Raw genomic sequence first — 16,997 nt, forward strand, 5'->3', positions numbered from 1 at the left:
GCCGGCGTCGGCCAGCTTGGTGAGGTAGGCGAGGTCGGTGGTGTCACCGGAGTGGCCGATGACCACCTTCGTCAGGTCGACGCCCTCCTCCCGCAGCACCTGCTGGGCGATCAGCCCGCCCTCGTTGTGCGGACTGGTGTGGACGGTGATCGGCGCACCGGTCCGCACGTGCGCCTGCCCGACCGCCCGCATGACCCGTTCGACGCCGGGGGTGAGACCCTGCGTCTCGATGGCGCACTTGAGGAACGCCGCGCGTACGCCGGTGTCGGCGATCCCCTCCGTGAGGTCCTTCACGAACAACTCGGTGAGCGGCTCGGGTACGTCGAAGAGCAGCCCCGGACCGCTGTAGTGGAACTGGAACGGGATCTCGTTGTAGGTGTAGAGGCCGGTCGCGACCACGATGTGGAGCTCGACCCCGCGGCGCTCGAGCTCCTGGGCGATCCGCTGGATCCGCGGGATGTAGCGCCCCAGACCGAGCACGGTCGGGTCCCAGATCGTGTCGATCCCGAGGCTCTTGAGCTCGGCGAGGTCGGTGACGGCCTTCGCGACCATCGCCTCCTCGTCCCAGTCCTGGTAGTTCTGGCGGTACTCCTCCCCCAGGACGAACACGTGCTCGTGGACGAGCACGCGACCCAGCTCGCCGGAGTCGATCGTTCCGTTGGCGGTCGGCACGGTGGTCATCGCACGCTCCTGGAGGTGGTGGTCGCGGGCTGCTCGGTGGGCTCGCGCGTCAGAGTGCCCCGGTCGATCGCGCGCTTGAGGATCTTCCCGGTGGACCCCTTCGGGAGCGCGTCGACGAACTGGTAGAGCCGCGGCACCTTGTAGGCCGAGAGACGCTCCTTGGCCCACGCCCGGAGGCTCTCCGCGGTGGCCGTGGAGCCCGGCGTGAGCACGACGACGGCGGCGACCTCCTCGCCGTAGTGAGCGTCCGGGACGCCGACCACGGCGGCCTCCACGACGTCGGGGTGTGCATAGAGCACCTCCTCGACCTCACGCGGGTAGACGTTGTAGCCGCCGCGGATGACGAGGTCCTTCACCCGGTCGACGATGCTGAGGTAGCCGTCCTCATCGAGGGCGCCGAGGTCGCCGGTGCGCAGCCAGCCGTCCCTCAGGTCCGCCGCGGTCGCGTCGGGGCGGTTCCAGTAGCCCTTCATCACCGTCGGCCCCTTGAGGAACACCTCGCCGACCTGTCCCACCGGCGCCGGCGCGCCATCCGGGTCACGGATCTCGATCGACGTCCCGGGCAGCGCGGGCCCGACGGTGCCGGGCTTCGCCGGTCGGTGCAGGTCGTTGAAGCTGGTGGCGCCACAGGTCTCGGTGAGTCCGTAGCCCTCGAGGATCGCGCAGTCGAACCGCTCTTGGAAGGCCCGCATGACCTCGACCGGCATCGACGCACCGCCCGAGGACGCCAACCGCAGCGCACGGAAGTCGTCGGGGCCGTAGCCCGGTACGTGGAGCATGGCGTTCCACATCGTCGGGACCCCCGAGACGGTGGTCAGCCGCTCGCGGGTGATCATCTCGATCATCGCCGCCGGGTCGAACGGCGAGATGATCCCGAAGCTCGCGCCGTTGACCAGCGTGGTGTTCATGCAGACGCACTGCCCGAAGACGTGGAAGAGCGGCAGGCCCGTGCCGAACCGGTCGTCGGTGGTGATGTCGAGCACCGGCACGAACGAATCGCAGGTCGCCACGAGGTTGGCCGCGGTGAGCTCCGCGCCCTTCGGGCGCCCCGTGGTGCCCGAGGTGTAGAGGATGACGGCGGTGTCGTCCGGGGCGTGGTCGTGCACCACGAGCGAGTCGTACGACGCCGTGTCCGGCGCTCCCGCCAGCCGACCGCCCGGGAGGATCCGCCAGCACGCGATCTCGCGCTCGCGCGCCGCGACCTCGGCCGCCTCCGCACACCCCTGCCAGGCGATCACCAGCGAGACCTCGGCGTCGTCGAGCACGTAGCCGATCTCGTGCGGCGTCGACATCGTGTTCATCGTGACGACGGTGACGCCCGCGGCGTGGAGCCCGTAGTAGACCGCCGGGAACTCCGGGATGCTCGGCGCGACGAGCACGACCCGGTCGAGGGGCACGAGGCCGGCGGCGCGCACGGCGGCGGCGACGTACGCGTTGACCTCCCGCAGCGCTCCGTAGCCGAGCCTCTGGGTGGGCGACATGACCGCCACCCGGTGCGGGGCGCTGTCGGCATGTCGCCACACCAGCGACGTCACGTTGACCATCGTCCGCCTCCTCGTTCGTGTGACCTGTGTCACCGTGGAGCGAACGTAGCAGCCGACCTCGTGTCGGTCAGCCCACCGCGACGAGCTGCTCGACCGGCACGTCGGGATCGAGCTCGAGGCCGTAGGAACGGGCACGGCTTTGGATGAGCACGACGACCGAGTCGGTCAGCAGCCCGACGAGATGGTCGGCGTCAGGGATCTGCTCGCCGAGGTGGACCCAGCGGCGCACGGTCCCGAAGATCATCCCGACCAGGCCGTAGATGAGCGGGTCGGCGGCCGCCCTGTCCGCCTCCGACACCTCCGCGCCGGCCAGCTCGAAGGCACCCAGGACGACCTCCCCGATCCGCGCGGCGATCATGTCGATCCCCTCCTGGAGCGGTCCTTGGCCGTCGGTGGCGGTGTCGTAGTCGGCGAGCTGGTGGAGACGGGGATGGGCGACCGCCCAGCCGACGTAGACGCAGATTGCGCCCTCGATCGTCTCGCGCACCGTCCCGCGCAGCTCCACGCTCGGCAGCAGCCGGCTCCACAGCCCCTCGAGGATGTGGGTCTGGACGGCGACGTCGAGCTCGCGCCGGTCGGCGAAGTGGCGGTAGACGACCGAGCGACTCAGGCCCGCGCGCTCACCGATCGCCTGGAGGCTGACCTGGGGGCCCTCCTCCTCGATGAGCACGATGGCAGCCTCGACGATGCGGCGACGCCGCTCGTCGTTGTGCTGCTGCCAGCGAACCGCGCGCCCGTCCATGAGGCGGAGCCTAACGCTCCGCCCCCAGGAGTCAGGCGGCGGCGTTCGTCGGCTCGGATCGGAAGCGCGCCGGGCGGCCGTCGATGCCCATCGCCTTCCAGACCAGCCGCGGGATCCGGCCGCGCAGGCCGAGGTCGTCGGCCAGCATCCGGACGTCGGAGAAGAGGTCGCGCAGCGACTTGCGGGACGCCGGGGAGTCCCACCACAGCTCCTTCGCGATCTCGGGCGGGATGCCCATGTCGCGCTGGGCCGGGCGTGACGGCTTGATGATCGCGTCGCAACCGAGGCGCAGGATGACCGGGAACGAGAGCGCCAGCACCGTCTTGCGGACGACATCGAGGTGTGGAACGTGCTCGGTGAGGTAGGTGTGGGCGAAGCCGATGTGGCGCGCCTCCTCGGCCACGTGGATCTGCATGATCCGTTCCATCAGCGGGTGGCCGGACCGGGTGTGGCGGAGGATGTCCTTCTGCAGGTGGTCGATGGGCTCCTCGCCGGCGAGGATGACCAGGAAGAACAGCTCGGGGAAGAACCGCGAGATCACGGCGATCAGCGGGATCGTCGTGGTGAGCCACTTCGGAGCACCCGTCGTCTCCGGGCAGACCCGGTTGACCAGCTCCTGGAACATCTGGTTGTGGTGGGTCTCCTCGGTCGCCTCGTGCGTGGCGTAGCGGAACTCCGGGTTCCCGTTCTCCGCGTCGAGGAGATAGAACATCAGGCCGCTGATGAGCAGCTGCTCGAAGTGGACGCCGGTCTTGCAGACCTGGGCCATGCGATACATCCCCACCGCGATCTGCTTCTCGCGCGGCAGCGATCGGTACCACTCATGGCCGCCGATGGGGTCGGCGTCGCTCAGGATCCAGCGATCGTCATCGGCGATGACCGCGAACTCCGGACTGTCCCAGGCGATGTCCTTGAATGCGTCGAAGTGCTGCTCCACCGAAGCGTCGGAGAGCGTCCGCAGCGTCTCGCGGTAGCCCTGGCGCCCTTGGGGGACGTGCGCGCCCTCGTGCCGCTCGGCCTTCATCGCCACCATGTCGGCCACCTCTCGTCGTTGACAGGTCGTTGAACTCGACATTAACGGGACCAATGTCCCACTTACAAGAGTTCGTGGGACGAAGATCCCCGCAAGTCCACAACGTCTCGGCGCAGGCGGCGGCGCCCCCGATCAGCGGAAGCTGACCGCCTCGTCCACGAGATCGCCGGCGAGCACCCGCAGGTCGGTCAGATAGTTCTGCTTCAGCCGCCACGGCGCCCGGTCGCCCTGCTTCGGCATCCGGTCGAGGGCTCGCTGGATGTAGCCGGAGGCGAGGTCCATGAACGGCCGCTCGCCGACGGTCGGGTCGCGGTTGACCACGACCTCGGCGTACCCCTTCTCGTCCATGTGCGCCAGCAGCCGGACCACCCAGTCGCTGACGAGGTCGGCCTTGAGCGTCCACGACGCGTTGGTGTAGCCGATGGTGTAGGCGAAGTTCGGGATGCCGGACAACATGAGCGCCTTGTAGGACATCGTCTCGTTGAGCGGCGTCGGCACGCCGTCGACGGAGAAGTCGATCCCTCCGAAGAGCTTGATCGACAGGCCGGTCGCGCTGACGACGATGTCGGCCTCGAGCGTCTCGCCCGACTCGAGCTCGATGCCCTTCGCGGTGAAGGTCTTGATCCGGTCGGTGACGACGCCGGCCCTGCCCTCGCGCATGGCCCTGAAGAAGTCGCCGTCGGGGACGACGCACAGACGCTGGTCCCAGGGGGCGTACGGCGGCGTGAAGTGCTCGTCGACGATCGCCGCCGCCTCCTCGGGCGTGAAGCCCTTCCCGCCCGGACGCGCGGTCAGCTGCTTGAGGTTGTTGTCGCGGACCAGCTTCTTGATCGCCGCGGGCGCTCGCCGGGAGAGCTGGTAGGACCCGACGAGGGTCATGATGTTGGCCCAGCGGACCGCGTCGAAGCCGGCCTTCGTGCGGGCGCCCTTGAACGGCACGATGCCGGGCAGCCGGCCGAGGGTCCCGGCGAGCGCGCGGGCCAGCGGGTCGCGGGCCGGCCGGCTCAGGATGTAGGTCGGCGTGCGCTGCAACATCGTGATGTGCTCGACCGTCGTGCCGTCGTCACCGAGCGCCATCGCCGGCACGAGCGTCACCGCGGTGGCGCCGGAGCCGATCACGACGACCTTCTTGCCGGCGTAGTCGAGATCCTCGGGCCAGTGCTGCGGGTGGACGAACGTGCCCTCGTAGTCGGCGAGCCCCGGGAACTCCGGCTGGTGGCCCTGGTCGTAGTCGTAGTAGCCCGAGCAGTTCCACAGGAATCCGGCGGTCAGCGTCGTCTCCCCCTCGGGCGTCTCCGCGGTGACCGACCAGGTCTTGCTCGCGCTGTCCCAGGCGGCCGCGGTGACCTTGTGCTGGTAGCGGATGAGCTCGTCGACGGCGTACTCCTTCGCCACCGTGCGGAGGTAGTCGAGGATCATGTGGCCCTCAGCCAGCGACCGGTCGCTGGGCCACGGGCGCCACTTGTAGCCGAAGGTGAACATGTCGGAGTCGGAGCGGATCCCGGGATAGCGGAAGAGGTCCCACGTGCCGCCGCTGGCCTCACGGCTCTCGAGCACCGCCACGCTCTTGCCGGGCAGGTGCGCGCGCAGCTGCGCCGCCGCGCCGATGCCGGACAGGCCGGCTCCGATGATCAGGACATCCACGTGACCGTCGACGTGCTCAGTGCTCATGGGCACAACCTACCCGCGGGTAGGGATATCCGGGAACCTTGTCCCACGAGATCGTCGTTGCTCAGGCCTGGACGGCGGCGCCGTTCTCGAGGAGTACGTCGACGTCGTCGACACCCCACGCCAGCAGCGCCTCCCGCGTCTGCTGCCCCGCCTTCGCCGCGGGCGGGGTGGTCAGCGTCGGGCGGGTGCGGCTGAAGCGGGGCGCCGGCGTCGGCTGCGGGACTCCGTCGACCTCGACCGTGGCCTCGCGCGCGACGAGGTGCGGGTGGCTGCGCGCCTCGGTCGGCGTCAGGACGGGCGCCAGGCAGGCGTCGGTGCCCTCCGCCAGCTCGGCCCATTCCGCCATCGTCCGGGTCGCGATCACCTCGGTGAAGAGGGCTCGCATCTCGTCGTACCGACCCATCTCGGCCTGGCCCGGGCAGCGGTCCTCCACGCCGAGGAGCGTGACGAGCTCGGCGAAGAACTGCGGCTCGAGTGCCCCGATCGCGACGTGGCGGCCGTCCTTGGTCTCGTAGACGTCGTAGAACGGCACGCCCCCGTCCAGCAGGTTGGTGCCGCGACGCTCGTGATGGAGGCCCGCGGCGGCCATGCCGGAGAGCATCACCGCAAGATGGGCAGTGCCGTCGACGATGGCGGCGTCGACCACCTGGCCCTGCCCGCTCGTCCGCGCCTCGAGCAGTGCGGACAGGATCCCGATGACGAGGTAGGTGGAGCCACCGCCGAAGTCACCGACCAGATTGATCGGGAAATGCGGCCGAGCGGGGTCCTGGCCGAGGCCGTGGAGGACGCCGGTCGTCGCGATGTAGGTCAGGTCGTGCCCGGCGGCGTGGGCGAGCGGGCCGTCCTGGCCCCAGCCGGTCATGCGACCGTAGACGAGCCGCGGGTTGCGCGCCAGCAGCACGTCGGGCCCCAGGCCGAGTCGCTCGGTCACGCCCGGGCGCATCCCCTCGACGAAGACGTCGGCGTCCTCCGCCAGCCGGAGGACGGTCTCCACTGCGGCCGGCTGCTTGAGGTCGAGCGCCACCGAGGGACGGCCACGCGTGAGCAGGTCGTGACTGCCGCCGCCCAGCATCTGGCCACCCGGCCGCTCGATCCGGATGATGTCGGCGCCGAGGTCCGCCAGGATGGTGCACGCATGCGGGCCGGGGCCGATGCCCGCCAGCTCGATGACCTTGATCCCGCGCAGCGGACCCGTCCCCTGTCCCAGCTCAACCGTCATGGGCCGATCATGACAGGGCCGCTGTCACGGTCGTCGCTGACGTGGGATGGGTCACAGGTGCTGGAACGTTCAAGGTGAGCCGGGGAGCCGTGCGGCTTAGCATCGTCGCGCCGTCGACTCTGAGAAGGACCTACAACTGTGACCCAGAACGACTCGTTCGACCGCTGGCAGGCTCGCGAGAGGGACGCGGAGGCGATGATCCCGATCATCGGGCGCCTCCACCGCGACAAGGGGGTCACGATCACCGTCCACTCCAAGACGCTGGTCAACAAGTCGACCGTCTCGATCCTCAAGGCCCACCGCGCTGCCCGCCAGGTCGAGGGCGAGGAGCTCTCCGTCGCCGACACGCTGCCGGTGCTCAAGGCCGTCGTCGCCGCCGACCCCGGCCCGAGCCGGGTCGACATCGGCATGCTCCTGGTCGGCTTCAACGCCGACGACCGCGACCTCTCCCTCGAGGAGTACGTCGCCGAGCAGCTCGCCCCGGTCCTCGGTGACAACAAGATCGAGCCGGCCGGCCCGCGCGACGTCGTGCTCTACGGCTTCGGCCGCATCGGCCGCCTCGTCGCCCGTCTGCTCATCGAGAAGGCGGAGTCCAACTCCGGTCTCCGGCTGCGCGCCGTGGTCGTCCGCAAGGGCGGCGACAACGACGTCACCAAGCGCGCCTCGCTGCTGCGCCGCGACTCGATCCACGGCGCCTTCCAGGGCTCGATCGTGGTCGACGAGGCGGCCAACACGATCACCGCCAACGGCAACGAGATCCAGTTCATCTACGCCAACAGCCCCGACGAGATCGACTACCGGACCTACGGCATCGACCACGCGATCCTCATCGACAACACCGGCAAGTGGCGCGACCGCGCCGGCCTGTCGCAGCACCTGCGCCCCGGGATCGACAAGGTCGTCCTGACCGCCCCCGGCAAGGGCGACGTGCCCAACATCGTCCACGGCGTCAACCAGGACTCGGTCGATCCCGCCGAGCGTGTGCTGTCGTGCGCGTCGTGCACCACCAACGCGATCGTTCCCCCGGTCAAGGCGATGGAGGACGAGTTCGGCATCGTCTCGGGCCACGTCGAGACGGTGCACTCCTTCACCAACGACCAGAACCTCGCGGACAACTACCACAAGGCCGACCGTCGCGGCCGAGCCGCGACGCTCAACATGGTGATCACCGAGACGGGCGCGGCGTCCGCGATCAAGAAGGCGCTGCCCGACCTCGAGGCCTTCATCTCCGGCAACGCCATCCGCGTCCCCACCCCGGACGTCTCCATCGCGGTCCTCAACCTGCGGCTCAAGCGGGAGACGACCAAGGAAGAGGTCCTGGCATACCTCCGCGAGGTGTCGCTGCGTGGTCCCCTCAAGCGGGCCATCGACTTCACCACCGCCAAGGACGCCGTCTCGACCGACTTCATCGGCTCGCGCTCGGCGGTCATCGTCGACGGCAACGCCGCGATCGTGAACGGCGACAACGCGATCCTCTACCTCTGGTACGACAACGAGTTCGGCTACTCCACCCAGGTCATCCGAGTGGTGCAGTCCGTCTCCGGCACCGAGGTCCCGGCGCTGCCGGCGGTCTGAGCCGCGTCCTGAGCGCCCGCCGGGCCGGTCGACTTCCTCGACCGGTCCGGCTGCCGTCATTTCGTCGCGTGCTCGCGTCACCTCAGGCGCTCGTCGCCCGTTCGCTGGGCGGCCGATAGCCTCGGGCCATGAGCACCGAGAGCGACTGCCCCTTCTGCGGGATCGTGGCGGGCACGATCCCGAGCACCAAGGTCTATGAGGACGACAAGACCTTCGCGTTCATGGATATCGCGCCGGCGAGCGACGGGCACCTGCTCGTCGTCCCCAAGGCCCACGCGAAGAACCTCCTCGAGATCCCCGCCGAGGATCTCGCCGCGGTCGCTCAGACCGGTCAGCGGCTGGCACAGCGGATCATGGCGACGCTCGACGCGGACGGCGTCAACCTGATCAACAGCTGCGGAGAGGCCGCCTGGCAGACGGTGTTCCACTTCCATCTCCACGTCATCCCGCGGTACGCCGGCCGCGACGGCCTCACGCTGCCGTGGGTGCCGACGCCGGGCGACGCCGACGCGATCGCGGCGACCGGCGCCCGACTCGCGAGCGACTGACCCGGCGCCCCCCGGTCAGACCTGCTGGCCCTGGGCGGCGATCACGTCGGCGTACCACTGGAACGACCGCTTCGGCGTCCGCACGAAGGTCTCCAGATCGACATGGACGAGGCCGTACTTCGAGGTGTAGCCCTCGTCCCAGTCCCAGCCGTCGAGCAGCGTGTAGGCGTAGAAGCCGCGCACGTCGACTCCCCGCTTGATCGCGGCCGAGACGGCTTCGAGGTGAGCGGTGAGGAAGTCGATGCGGATCTGGTCGTCGACGACGCCCTCGACGAGCGGGATGTCGTAGGCCGCCCCGCACTGCGTCACGACGAACGGCGGCAGGGCGGCGCGGTAGCGCGCCCGGGTGATGACGAGCCACTCGCGCAGCGCCGCCGGGACGACCGCCCAGCCGACGTCCGTCGCGGGGTGGCCGAGGAGCGGCACGACCCGGATCGGGATCTCGGCCCCCTCCTCGGCGGCCCCGACGCGCTGGGGAGCGAAGAAGTTGATCCCGTAGAAGTCCAGCGGCTGCCGGATCGTCGCCAGGTCGCCCGGCTCGACGACCTCGTCGAAGAGCGCGGCGAGGTCGGTGGGATAGCGGCCGAGCAGCATCGCCTCGAGCGGGACGGCGTTCCAGGCCGTGTCGACCAGCTTCGCCGCACCCACGTCGGCCGGGTCGTCCGACATCGGCCAGATCGGGCTGTGGTGGGTCGCGCACCCGACATCGGTCGCGCCGGCCTCCCGCAGCGCGATCGCTCCCCGGCCGTGGGCGACCAGCAGGTGGTGGATGGCCGGGATGGCGGCGAACCCCAGCTGCCGGCCGGGGGCCCACTCCCCCACGCCGTAGCCGAGGAAGGCGGCGACGTTCGGATCCTGCACCGGCACCCACTGGGTGACCCGGTCGGCGAGCCGGTCGGCCACGATCGCGGCGTACTCCGCGAACGCCTCGACGGTGGCGCGGTTGAGCCAGCCGCCGTCGTCCTCGAGCGTCTGCGGCAGGTCGCCGGAGTAGAGCGTCGCCGCCGGTGAGATGCCGGCCTCGAGCAGGCGGTCCACGAGCCGGTCGTAGAAGTCGAGCCCGCGAGCGTTCACGGTCCCCCGACCGTGGGGCTGGATGCGCGGCCAGGACACCGAGAACCGATAGACCCCGGCGCCCAGGCGCTGGAGCAGCGCGACGTCCTCGTCGACCCGGTGGTAGTGGTCGGCGGCCCGGTCGGCGTTGCTGCCGTCGTGGATCACCCCCTCGCGCCGGCTGAAGACGTCCCAGATGCACGAGCCGCGGCCGTCCTCGGCGGTCGCGCCCTCGACGAGGTAGGCCGAGGCGGACGTCCCGAACTGGAAGCCGGGAGGAAGCTGAGGGATGACCACAGGCACAATCATGGACGTGAGTGTGGAGATCCGTCGGGGAACCAAACGATTCGCCGACCGTAGTGTCGGTCGCATCACGTGGCACTCCTTCTCGTTCGGGAGCCACTACGACCCGGACCGGACCGGGTTCGGACCGATGGTCTGCCACGACGAGCACCTGCTCGCCGCCGGACAGGGCTTCGACACCCACCACCACGAGCGGCTCGAGATCGTCTCGTGGGTCGTCTCCGGCGCCGTCGAGCACCGCGACTCGACCGGCGCCACCACGGTGCTGCGCCCCGGCGAGGTGGGCCACCTCTGCGCCGGCAGCGGCGTCGAGCACGCCGAGCACGCCGCCGAGCCGCAGACCCGGTTCATCCAGGTCTGGCTTGCCGAGGAGACCGGCGAGAGCCGCCCGCCGGCGTACGACGTTCGTCGGGCCGACCTCGACGCCGGCGCGTTCACCCAGGTGCTCCGCCCGCGCACCGACGCGGTGCTCTGGGTCGCCGACCTGGCGGCGGGCGACCAGGTCACCCTCCCCGACGGGCGACTGCGTCACCTCTTCGTCGCCTCGGGCGCGCTGGCGCGCAGCTCGCTGGCCGAGCCGCTGGCCGCGGGCGACGCCTTCGAGATCACCGAGGAGACCGCGCCGGTCACCGTGGCGGCGGGCGTCCCGACCCAGCTGCTGCTCTGGACGTTCGCCTGACTGGTCCACTCGGGGGGTCTTCGACGAAAACGCCCCGGACGACCGACTCCGTTTCTTACCGTGTAGGCATGCCGACCCTCGCCTCACCCACGGTCGCGCTCGGGAACGACGGCCCACTGCTCGCTGCCTGGACCTCGCTGCGCGCCGGAGAGATCCGCACCGCCGCGGGCCAGCTCACCGCCCTCCTCGATGGAGGCGTTGACGAGCCCCACGACGGCCCGGCCGGCGATACGGCGTACGCCGGACGCGCCCTGGGCGCCGCGATGCTGGTCGAGGCGCGGCTCGCGCTCGGTGACCTGAGCGCGGCGCAGGCCGCCGCCGAGACGCTGACTCCGCTGGCGGAGGACGGCGCCGGCCCTCAGACGCGCACGGCAGCGCATCTCGGGCTCGGGCAGCTGTGTGAGGCCGCCGGCGACCACGCCGAGGCGCTGCGCCACTTCCTCGCCGCGGGTGACGCGGGCGGGGACGACACCTTCCGGCCCTGGCGCACCGGCGCCGCCCTCGCGATGGTGCGCACCGGCCGGCGTGCGGACGGCGCCGACCTGGCCCGCGAACAGGTCGACCGCACGTCGGCCAGCGCAGACCCGCACGCCCACGCGGTGGGACTACGGACGCTCGCGATCACCGAGCCCGCTGCCCACCCGGTCGACGTCCTCCGCCGCGCGCGGCTCGTCGCGAACACGACCGGCGACGACCGGCTGCGTGCCCAGATCGATGCCGATCTCGCCGCCCACCTGCTGCTCGCTCCCGGCCAGCGCGACCTGGCCGAGGCGGTCACCCTGCTCCGCGCCGCCGAGATGTACGCCGGCCGCGAGGGCCTCTGGCCGCTCCACACCCGGGTCACGCGGCTGCTCGAGGTCGCCGGCGAGTCGGCCCGCCCGCTCGAGGACGAGACGCTCGCGCTGCTCACCCCGGCGGAGCGCCGCGTCGCCCGCCTCGCCGCCGGCGGCCTCACCAACCGTCAGATCGCCGAGAAGCTCCTCGTCACCGTCAAGGGCGTCGAGTGGCACCTCTCCCGGGTCTACCGCAAGCTCGGCATCGCCTCGCGCGCCGGACTCGCGGGACTCATCGCGCCGCGCGCGAGCTGACGTCCGCCACCGGCTCCACCCAGACCATGCTGCGGCCGTGACCGTGGGTCACGGCCAGCGGGCGCCCGTCGAGGCCGAGCACGAACCGCCCCGGCGGGACGGCGGTCGTCCCGGTCACCTCGGGCAGCACTCGCGGCCCCTCGTTGCTGACCCAGTGGCACCGACCGGACTCCACCAGCCCGGCCATCGTCCGGGCGAACCGGCGCCGGTCGGCGTCCTCGAGGTAGGCGATGACGGCACTGTGGAAGACGACCAACGTCGCATCCGGGGCGTACGACGCCGCCTGCTCCACGAGGTCGGGCAGCCGCTCGAGCAGGTCACCGCGCGCGATGGTCGGCGGGTCGGTGCGCGCCACCTCGATCGCCTGCTGCAGCCGTGCGCGGCGGTCGTCGTGCTCGGGCCAGACGAGGGTCGTCAGCCACGCCATCGCATCGTCGTCGGTGACGTCGAGCGGGTTCAGGTCGATCCCGCCGCGCCAGGCGACCTCGGGCAGCCGGATCGGGAGCGGCGCCGGTCCCTGAACCTCGCAGCTGAGCCGCGGTGACTCACTGCCCAGCGTCACCGGGCCGTCTGCGGTGAGCCAGGCGTAGCCCCAGCGGTCGGGGTAGAGGGTGAGTCCCGCCGAGGCACCGACCTCGAGGAGCGCCAGCGGGCCCTCCAGCAGGCCGAACGCAGGCACGAGTGTGGCGAGCCGGCCGACCTCGTTCGTCTGCGTCGAGCGCGCGAGGATGGTGGCGCGGAGCCGCCCGTCGTCGCGGAGCAGCGCCTCGCGGAGGGCGGCATACGGTCCGGGCGCGGGGACGCCGTGCCAGCGGGCGGCCGCGAAGACGAGGTTCGGCTGCTGCTTGATCGGCGGGAGCCCGGCGATCCAGGCGACGACCTGCGGGTCGGCCGCCACCCCACGGGCCCAGTCGGCGAACGTCGGCGAGTCGCCGTCGGCGTACGACGCGAAGTCGAGGTAGTCGTCGGCGACCGCGCCGTAGAGCTCCATGACGCGATCATGCCGCGCGCGGCGCCTGTTCTGCGGAATCGGGGTTTGGCCGGCGCCCGTGGGTGGCACGATGCGGGGACCCGGCACCCCAGACCGGGCGTGACAACTGGAGCGTGACGTGACGGCTTTCCTGGTCATCGGCGTGATCGGCCTGGCCCTGCTGCTGGTCTCCCTCGTCGTCGGGGACCTCCTCGACGGTGTCGTCGACGGGCTCTTCCACAGCCTCGAGTGGCTCACCGGCGACTGGTTCTCGAGCGCCGCGATCGGGGGGTTCGTCTCGGCCTTCGGGTTCGGCGGCGCCATCGTCGAGGGCGCGGCGGGGCCCCGGCCCCTGGCCGTCGGCGTGGGCCTCGTCGCCGGTCTCGCGTTCGGCTGGTTCGCGATGTGGCTGACCCGGCTGCTGCGCACCGGTCGCAGCGACGAAGCGCCCTCGCCCCGCGACGCGGTCGGCCTCGACGCCACCGTCGTCACGGCGATCCCCGCCGAGGGCTTCGGCATCGTGCGGGTCGTCCTCGGCGGTCACACGACGCAGTACAACGCCCGCGCCGAGCAGCCGGTCGAGCCCGGCACCCCGGTCCACGTGACCGGCGTCCTGTCACCCACCGCCGTCACCGTCGCGCCGGTCTGGCGCGAGCTGCCCTGACCCGCCACTAGGAGAACGCCATGTCCCTTCTCGGGCCGATCGTCGGCCTCGTCGTCCTGCTGATCCTCATCGTCCTGCTGGTCACCAGCCGCTACAAGGTGGCCGGCCCCAACCAGGCGTTCATCGTGACCGGCCGCAAAGGCAAGGCGGTCCTCAACCCCGAGACCGGGGCGCTGACGACCGACCTGTCGGGCCAGAAGGTCGTCCTGGGCGGCGGTGTCTTCGTGATCCCGTTCGTCCAGAAGCTCGCCACGATGGACCTCTCCAGCCGCCGGATCTCCGTGCAGATCCGCGGGGCGGTGTCGGGCCAGGGCATCAAGCTCAACCTCGAGGGCGTCGCGATCGTCAAGGTGGGCGGCAACGCCGACCAGATCCGGCTGGCCGCCCAGCGCTTCCTGTCGCAGCAGCAGGACATCGAGCCGTTCACCCAGGAGGTGCTCGCCGGCGCCCTCCGCTCGATCGTCGGCGGCCTCACCGTCGAGCAGATCATCCGTGACCGGGCCGCCTTCGCGCAGCGCGTCGCCGACGAGTCGGAGAACTCCCTCACCGGCCAGGGCCTGATCCTCGACACCTTCCAGATCCAGGACGTCACCGACGACGGCACCTACCTCGCCGACCTCGGCCGCCCCGAGGCCGCCCGCATCCAGCAGGCCGCCTCCATCGCCGAGGCCGCATCCCGACAGGCGGCCGAGCAGGCCCGGATCAAGGCCGAGGAGGAGATCGCCATCGCGCAGCGGGCGCTCGCCCTCAAGCAGGCCGAGATCAAGGCCGAGACCGACGCGGCGGCCGCGAACGCCGCGGCGGCCGGCCCGCTCGCCGACGCCGATCGGCAGCAGGTCATCCTGACCGAGCAGGAGAAGGTCGCCGTACGCCAGGCGGCGCTGACCGAGCGCAAGCTCGAGACCGAGGTTCGCAAGCCGGCCGACGCGGAGCGCTACCGCGTCGAGCAGGAGGCGGAGGCGCGGCGCAACGCCGACATCGCCGCCGCCGAGGCGCGCAAGGCCGCCACGATCGCTGCCGCCGAGGCGGATGCGGAGCAGGCCCGGCTCAGCGGTGAGGCCGAGAAGGCGCGGCGTGCGGCGCTCGCCGAGGCCGAGGCCATCGAGGGCGCGAAGCGCGGTGACGCGCAGAAGTCGCTCCGTCTGGCCGGCGCGGAGGCCACCCGGGCCGAGGGTGAGGCGAGCGCGGCCGCGACCCTGGCCATGGGCGAGGCGGAGGCCGAGGCGATGAACAAGCGCGCCACGGCGTTCGCGTCCTACAACGACGCCGCCGTGCTGCAGATGCTCATCGAGGTCCTGCCCCACATCGCCAAGGAGGTCGCCGCACCGATCGCCGCGATCGACCGGCTCACGGTCCTCTCCACCGACGGCGCCGGCGCCCTGCCCAAGCAGGTCACCGACAACGTCGCCCAGACGCTCACCATGCTCAAGACCACCACCGGTCTCGACCTGGAGTCGCTCATCCACCGCACCGTGCAGAAGGCGGCCGACGGGATGGGCGTCGGCAGCGACGCGATCCCGCCCGCCGTGGCCGGCAGCCACGCCGCCGAGGCCGACGGCGCCTGACCGCCCCGCTGCGAACGCGCCCGGCGACGATCGATCGTCGCCGGGCGCGTTCGCTGATGACGTCAGCTGCTGGTGGGGATGGCGACGTAGGTGGTCTCGAGGTATTCCTCGATCCCCTCGAAGCCGCCCTCACGGCCGAAGCCGCTGGCCTTCACGCCACCGAACGGCGCGGCCGGGTTGGAGAGCAGGCCGGTGTTGACCCCGACCATGCCGTACTCCAGCGACTCGGCCAGCCGGATGGTGCGGTCCAGATCGCGGGTGTAGACGTAGGAAGCCAAGCCGTACTCGGTCGCGTTGGCGCGGTCGACCGCCTCCTCCTCGGTGGTGAAGGTCGTGATCGGCGCGACCGGACCGAAGATCTCCTCGGCGTTGATCGTCGAGTCGGGGTGGACGCCCAGGAGGACCGTCGGGGTGTAGAAGTAGCCCGTGCTCTCGGGGGCCCCACCGCCGGTGAGCACCTTCGCCCCGTCGTGCACGGCGTCGGTGACCAGCTGGCCGACCGACTCGACGGCCTTCTCGTCGATGAGGGGGCCGACGTCGACACCGTCGTCCTGACCGCGCCCGACCCGGAGCGCGGCCATCTTGTCGGCGAGCTTGGCGCCGAACTCCTCCGCGACCGTCTCGTGGACGAGGAAGCGATTGGCCGCCGTGCACGCCTCGCCCATGTTGCGCATCTTCGCGATCATCGCGCCCTCGACCGCCGCGTCGACGTCGGCGTCCTCGAAGACGAGGAACGGAGCGTTGCCACCCAGCTCCATGCTGACCCGCTGCAGCTGGTCGGCCGACTGCTTGACCAGCGTGCGGCCCACGGCGGTCGACCCGGTGAAGCTGACCTTCCGCAGCCGGTCGTCGGCCTGCAGGGCCTGCGACATCTCCTTGGCGCGCGTGGACGGCACGACGTTGAGCACGCCGGCGGGCAGTCCGGCCTCGGCGAGGACGGCCGCCAGGGCGAGCATGGTCAACGGCGTCTGGTGGGCCGGCTTGACCACCATCGTGCAGCCGGCCGCGATCGCGGGCCCGATCTTGCGCGTGCCCATGGCGAGCGGGAAGTTCCACGGCGTCACGAAGAAGCACGGCCCGACCGGCTTCTTGAGGGTGAGGAGCCGGCTCCCGCCCATCGGGTTGTTCATCCACCGTCCGTGGATCCGCACGGCCTCCTCCGAGAACCAGCGGAAGAACTCGTTGCCGTAGCTGACCTCGCCCTTCGCCTCGGCGACCGTCTTGCCCATCTCGAGGCTCATCAGCGCGGCGAAGTCGTCGGCCCGAGCGCTGATCAGCTCGAACGCGCTCCGCAGGATCTCGGCACGCTGCCGTGGCGGCGTCCGCGCCCAGTCGTGCTGCGCCGCCACCGCGGCGTCGAGGGCCTCGACGGCGTCGCCGACGCTGCCGTCGGCCACCCGGGTGAGGACCGACCCGTCGGCGGGGTCGTAGACGGCGAACTCGTCGCCGCCCTCGGCCTCCCGCCAGCTGCCACCAATGAAGAGACCCCGCTGCTCGGGGGCCAGCATGTCCAGAGCACTCATGGGACCAGCCAACCACGGACGGGAAAACATCGGCGTTCCGTCGACATCACGGCGATCGGTGAGGCAGGATGAGCCGTCTGCGTGGAGGGAGCACTCCTGACGCTGACCAGGGGCCTGCTGACCCCATGCAGCGGGCGTC

15 protein-coding genes are annotated in these 16,997 nt (G+C 71.2%); 6 read left to right on the forward strand and 9 right to left on the reverse strand.

The features are described from left to right. The 6 genes from AB3X52_RS09125 to AB3X52_RS09150 all read right to left on the reverse strand — a co-directional run. Nucleotides 1–681: phosphotriesterase family protein (locus tag AB3X52_RS09125; protein WP_367993489.1), on the reverse strand; the 681-nt coding region annotated here is incomplete at its 3' end. After that, nucleotides 678–2,225, reverse strand: coding sequence for an AMP-binding protein (locus AB3X52_RS09130; protein WP_367993491.1), 1,548 nt, complete (start codon nt 2,223–2,225; stop codon nt 678–680). The genes AB3X52_RS09130 and AB3X52_RS09125, both read right to left, overlap by 4 nt. 67 nt (nt 2,226–2,292) lie before the next feature. After that, nucleotides 2,293–2,967, reverse strand: coding sequence for a TetR/AcrR family transcriptional regulator (locus AB3X52_RS09135; RefSeq protein WP_367993492.1), 675 nt, complete (start codon nt 2,965–2,967; stop codon nt 2,293–2,295). A gap of 31 nt (nt 2,968–2,998) precedes the next feature. Further along, nucleotides 2,999–4,000, reverse strand: coding sequence for an AurF N-oxygenase family protein (locus AB3X52_RS09140; RefSeq protein WP_367993494.1), 1,002 nt, complete (start codon nt 3,998–4,000; stop codon nt 2,999–3,001). Nucleotides 4,001–4,132: 132 nt separating this feature from the next. Beyond that, entirely contained in the window at nt 4,133–5,671 is a 1,539-nt protein-coding gene (locus AB3X52_RS09145; protein WP_367993496.1) for a flavin-containing monooxygenase, read from the reverse strand. A gap of 61 nt (nt 5,672–5,732) precedes the next feature. After that, nucleotides 5,733–6,890, reverse strand: a complete 1,158-nt coding sequence (locus AB3X52_RS09150) for a CaiB/BaiF CoA transferase family protein (RefSeq protein ID WP_367993498.1) — start codon at nt 6,888–6,890, stop codon at nt 5,733–5,735. Nucleotides 6,891–7,028: 138 nt separating this feature from the next. On the opposite strand from AB3X52_RS09150, the gene AB3X52_RS09155 reads away from it, so the two are divergent. Together AB3X52_RS09155 and AB3X52_RS09160 are read left to right on the forward strand one after the other, a co-directional pair. After that, the gene (locus tag AB3X52_RS09155) at nt 7,029–8,465 is read left to right on the forward strand and encodes a glyceraldehyde-3-phosphate dehydrogenase (protein WP_367993500.1); all 1,437 of its coding nucleotides are present in this window, start codon (nt 7,029–7,031) and stop codon (nt 8,463–8,465) included. A 128-nt stretch (nt 8,466–8,593) separates the two neighbouring features. Continuing rightward, nucleotides 8,594–9,013, forward strand: a complete 420-nt coding sequence (locus AB3X52_RS09160; RefSeq protein WP_367993502.1) for an HIT family protein — start codon at nt 8,594–8,596, stop codon at nt 9,011–9,013. Between the two features lie 15 nt (nt 9,014–9,028). Here AB3X52_RS09160 and AB3X52_RS09165 read toward each other — a convergent pair whose 3' ends face one another. Then, a complete protein-coding gene (locus AB3X52_RS09165) occupies nt 9,029–10,375 on the reverse strand; it encodes a GH1 family beta-glucosidase (RefSeq protein WP_367993504.1) in 1,347 nt (448 codons plus the stop codon). Here AB3X52_RS09165 and AB3X52_RS09170 point away from each other — a divergent pair. Together AB3X52_RS09170 and AB3X52_RS09175 are read left to right on the forward strand one after the other, a co-directional pair. Next, nucleotides 10,356–11,048: a pirin family protein gene (locus AB3X52_RS09170; RefSeq protein ID WP_367993505.1), complete on the forward strand. Its 693-nt coding sequence runs from the start codon at nt 10,356–10,358 to the stop codon at nt 11,046–11,048. The two genes, AB3X52_RS09165 and AB3X52_RS09170, sit on opposite strands and share 20 nt — an antisense overlap. 68 nt (nt 11,049–11,116) lie before the next feature. Then, entirely contained in the window at nt 11,117–12,136 is a 1,020-nt protein-coding gene (locus tag AB3X52_RS09175) for a helix-turn-helix transcriptional regulator (protein WP_367993507.1), read from the forward strand. Here AB3X52_RS09175 and AB3X52_RS09180 read toward each other — a convergent pair. Further along, a complete protein-coding gene (locus tag AB3X52_RS09180) occupies nt 12,114–13,127 on the reverse strand; it encodes a DUF2332 domain-containing protein (protein ID WP_367993509.1) in 1,014 nt (337 codons plus the stop codon). The genes AB3X52_RS09175 and AB3X52_RS09180 overlap by 23 nt on opposite strands. 118 nt (nt 13,128–13,245) lie before the next feature. Between AB3X52_RS09180 and AB3X52_RS09185 the strand changes: the two genes are divergently transcribed. Both AB3X52_RS09185 and AB3X52_RS09190 read left to right on the forward strand, forming a co-directional pair. Beyond that, nucleotides 13,246–13,770 (forward strand): NfeD family protein, encoded by a 525-nt coding sequence (locus AB3X52_RS09185; RefSeq protein ID WP_367993511.1) that lies wholly within the window; start codon nt 13,246–13,248, stop codon nt 13,768–13,770. A 20-nt stretch (nt 13,771–13,790) separates the two neighbouring features. Next, on the forward strand, nt 13,791–15,335 hold the full coding sequence (locus tag AB3X52_RS09190) for a flotillin family protein (RefSeq protein WP_367993513.1): 1,545 nt from the start codon (nt 13,791–13,793) through the stop codon (nt 15,333–15,335). 62 nt (nt 15,336–15,397) lie between these two features. Here AB3X52_RS09190 and AB3X52_RS09195 read toward each other — a convergent pair whose 3' ends face one another. Continuing rightward, nucleotides 15,398–16,858 (reverse strand): NAD-dependent succinate-semialdehyde dehydrogenase, encoded by a 1,461-nt coding sequence (locus tag AB3X52_RS09195; RefSeq protein ID WP_367993515.1) that lies wholly within the window; start codon nt 16,856–16,858, stop codon nt 15,398–15,400. Nucleotides 16,859–16,997: the final 139 nt, after the last annotated feature.

The organism is Nocardioides eburneus, assembly GCF_040838215.1.
In the GTDB taxonomy this organism is placed as follows: Bacteria; Actinomycetota; Actinomycetes; order Propionibacteriales; family Nocardioidaceae; genus Nocardioides; species Nocardioides eburneus.

Bases quoted from the DNA above. Each gene is read 5' to 3' on its own strand.
- AB3X52_RS09130 (WP_367993491.1), bottom strand. From the start codon at position 2,225: ATGGTCAACGTGACGTCGCTGGTGTGGCGACATGCCGACAGCGCCCCG.
- AB3X52_RS09135 (WP_367993492.1), bottom strand. From the start codon at position 2,967: ATGGACGGGCGCGCGGTTCGCTGGCAGCAGCACAACGACGAGCGGCGT.
- AB3X52_RS09140 (WP_367993494.1), bottom strand. From the start codon at position 4,000: ATGGTGGCGATGAAGGCCGAGCGGCACGAGGGCGCGCACGTCCCCCAA.
- AB3X52_RS09145 (WP_367993496.1), bottom strand. From the start codon at position 5,671: ATGAGCACTGAGCACGTCGACGGTCACGTGGATGTCCTGATCATCGGA.
- AB3X52_RS09150 (WP_367993498.1), bottom strand. From the start codon at position 6,890: ATGACGGTTGAGCTGGGACAGGGGACGGGTCCGCTGCGCGGGATCAAG.
- AB3X52_RS09160 (WP_367993502.1), top strand. From the start codon at position 8,594: ATGAGCACCGAGAGCGACTGCCCCTTCTGCGGGATCGTGGCGGGCACG.
- AB3X52_RS09170 (WP_367993505.1), top strand. From the start codon at position 10,356: ATGACCACAGGCACAATCATGGACGTGAGTGTGGAGATCCGTCGGGGA.
- AB3X52_RS09165 (WP_367993504.1), bottom strand. From the start codon at position 10,375: ATGATTGTGCCTGTGGTCATCCCTCAGCTTCCTCCCGGCTTCCAGTTC.
- AB3X52_RS09175 (WP_367993507.1), top strand. From the start codon at position 11,117: ATGCCGACCCTCGCCTCACCCACGGTCGCGCTCGGGAACGACGGCCCA.
- AB3X52_RS09180 (WP_367993509.1), bottom strand. From the start codon at position 13,127: ATGGAGCTCTACGGCGCGGTCGCCGACGACTACCTCGACTTCGCGTCG.
- AB3X52_RS09190 (WP_367993513.1), top strand. From the start codon at position 13,791: ATGTCCCTTCTCGGGCCGATCGTCGGCCTCGTCGTCCTGCTGATCCTC.
- AB3X52_RS09195 (WP_367993515.1), bottom strand. From the start codon at position 16,858: ATGAGTGCTCTGGACATGCTGGCCCCCGAGCAGCGGGGTCTCTTCATT.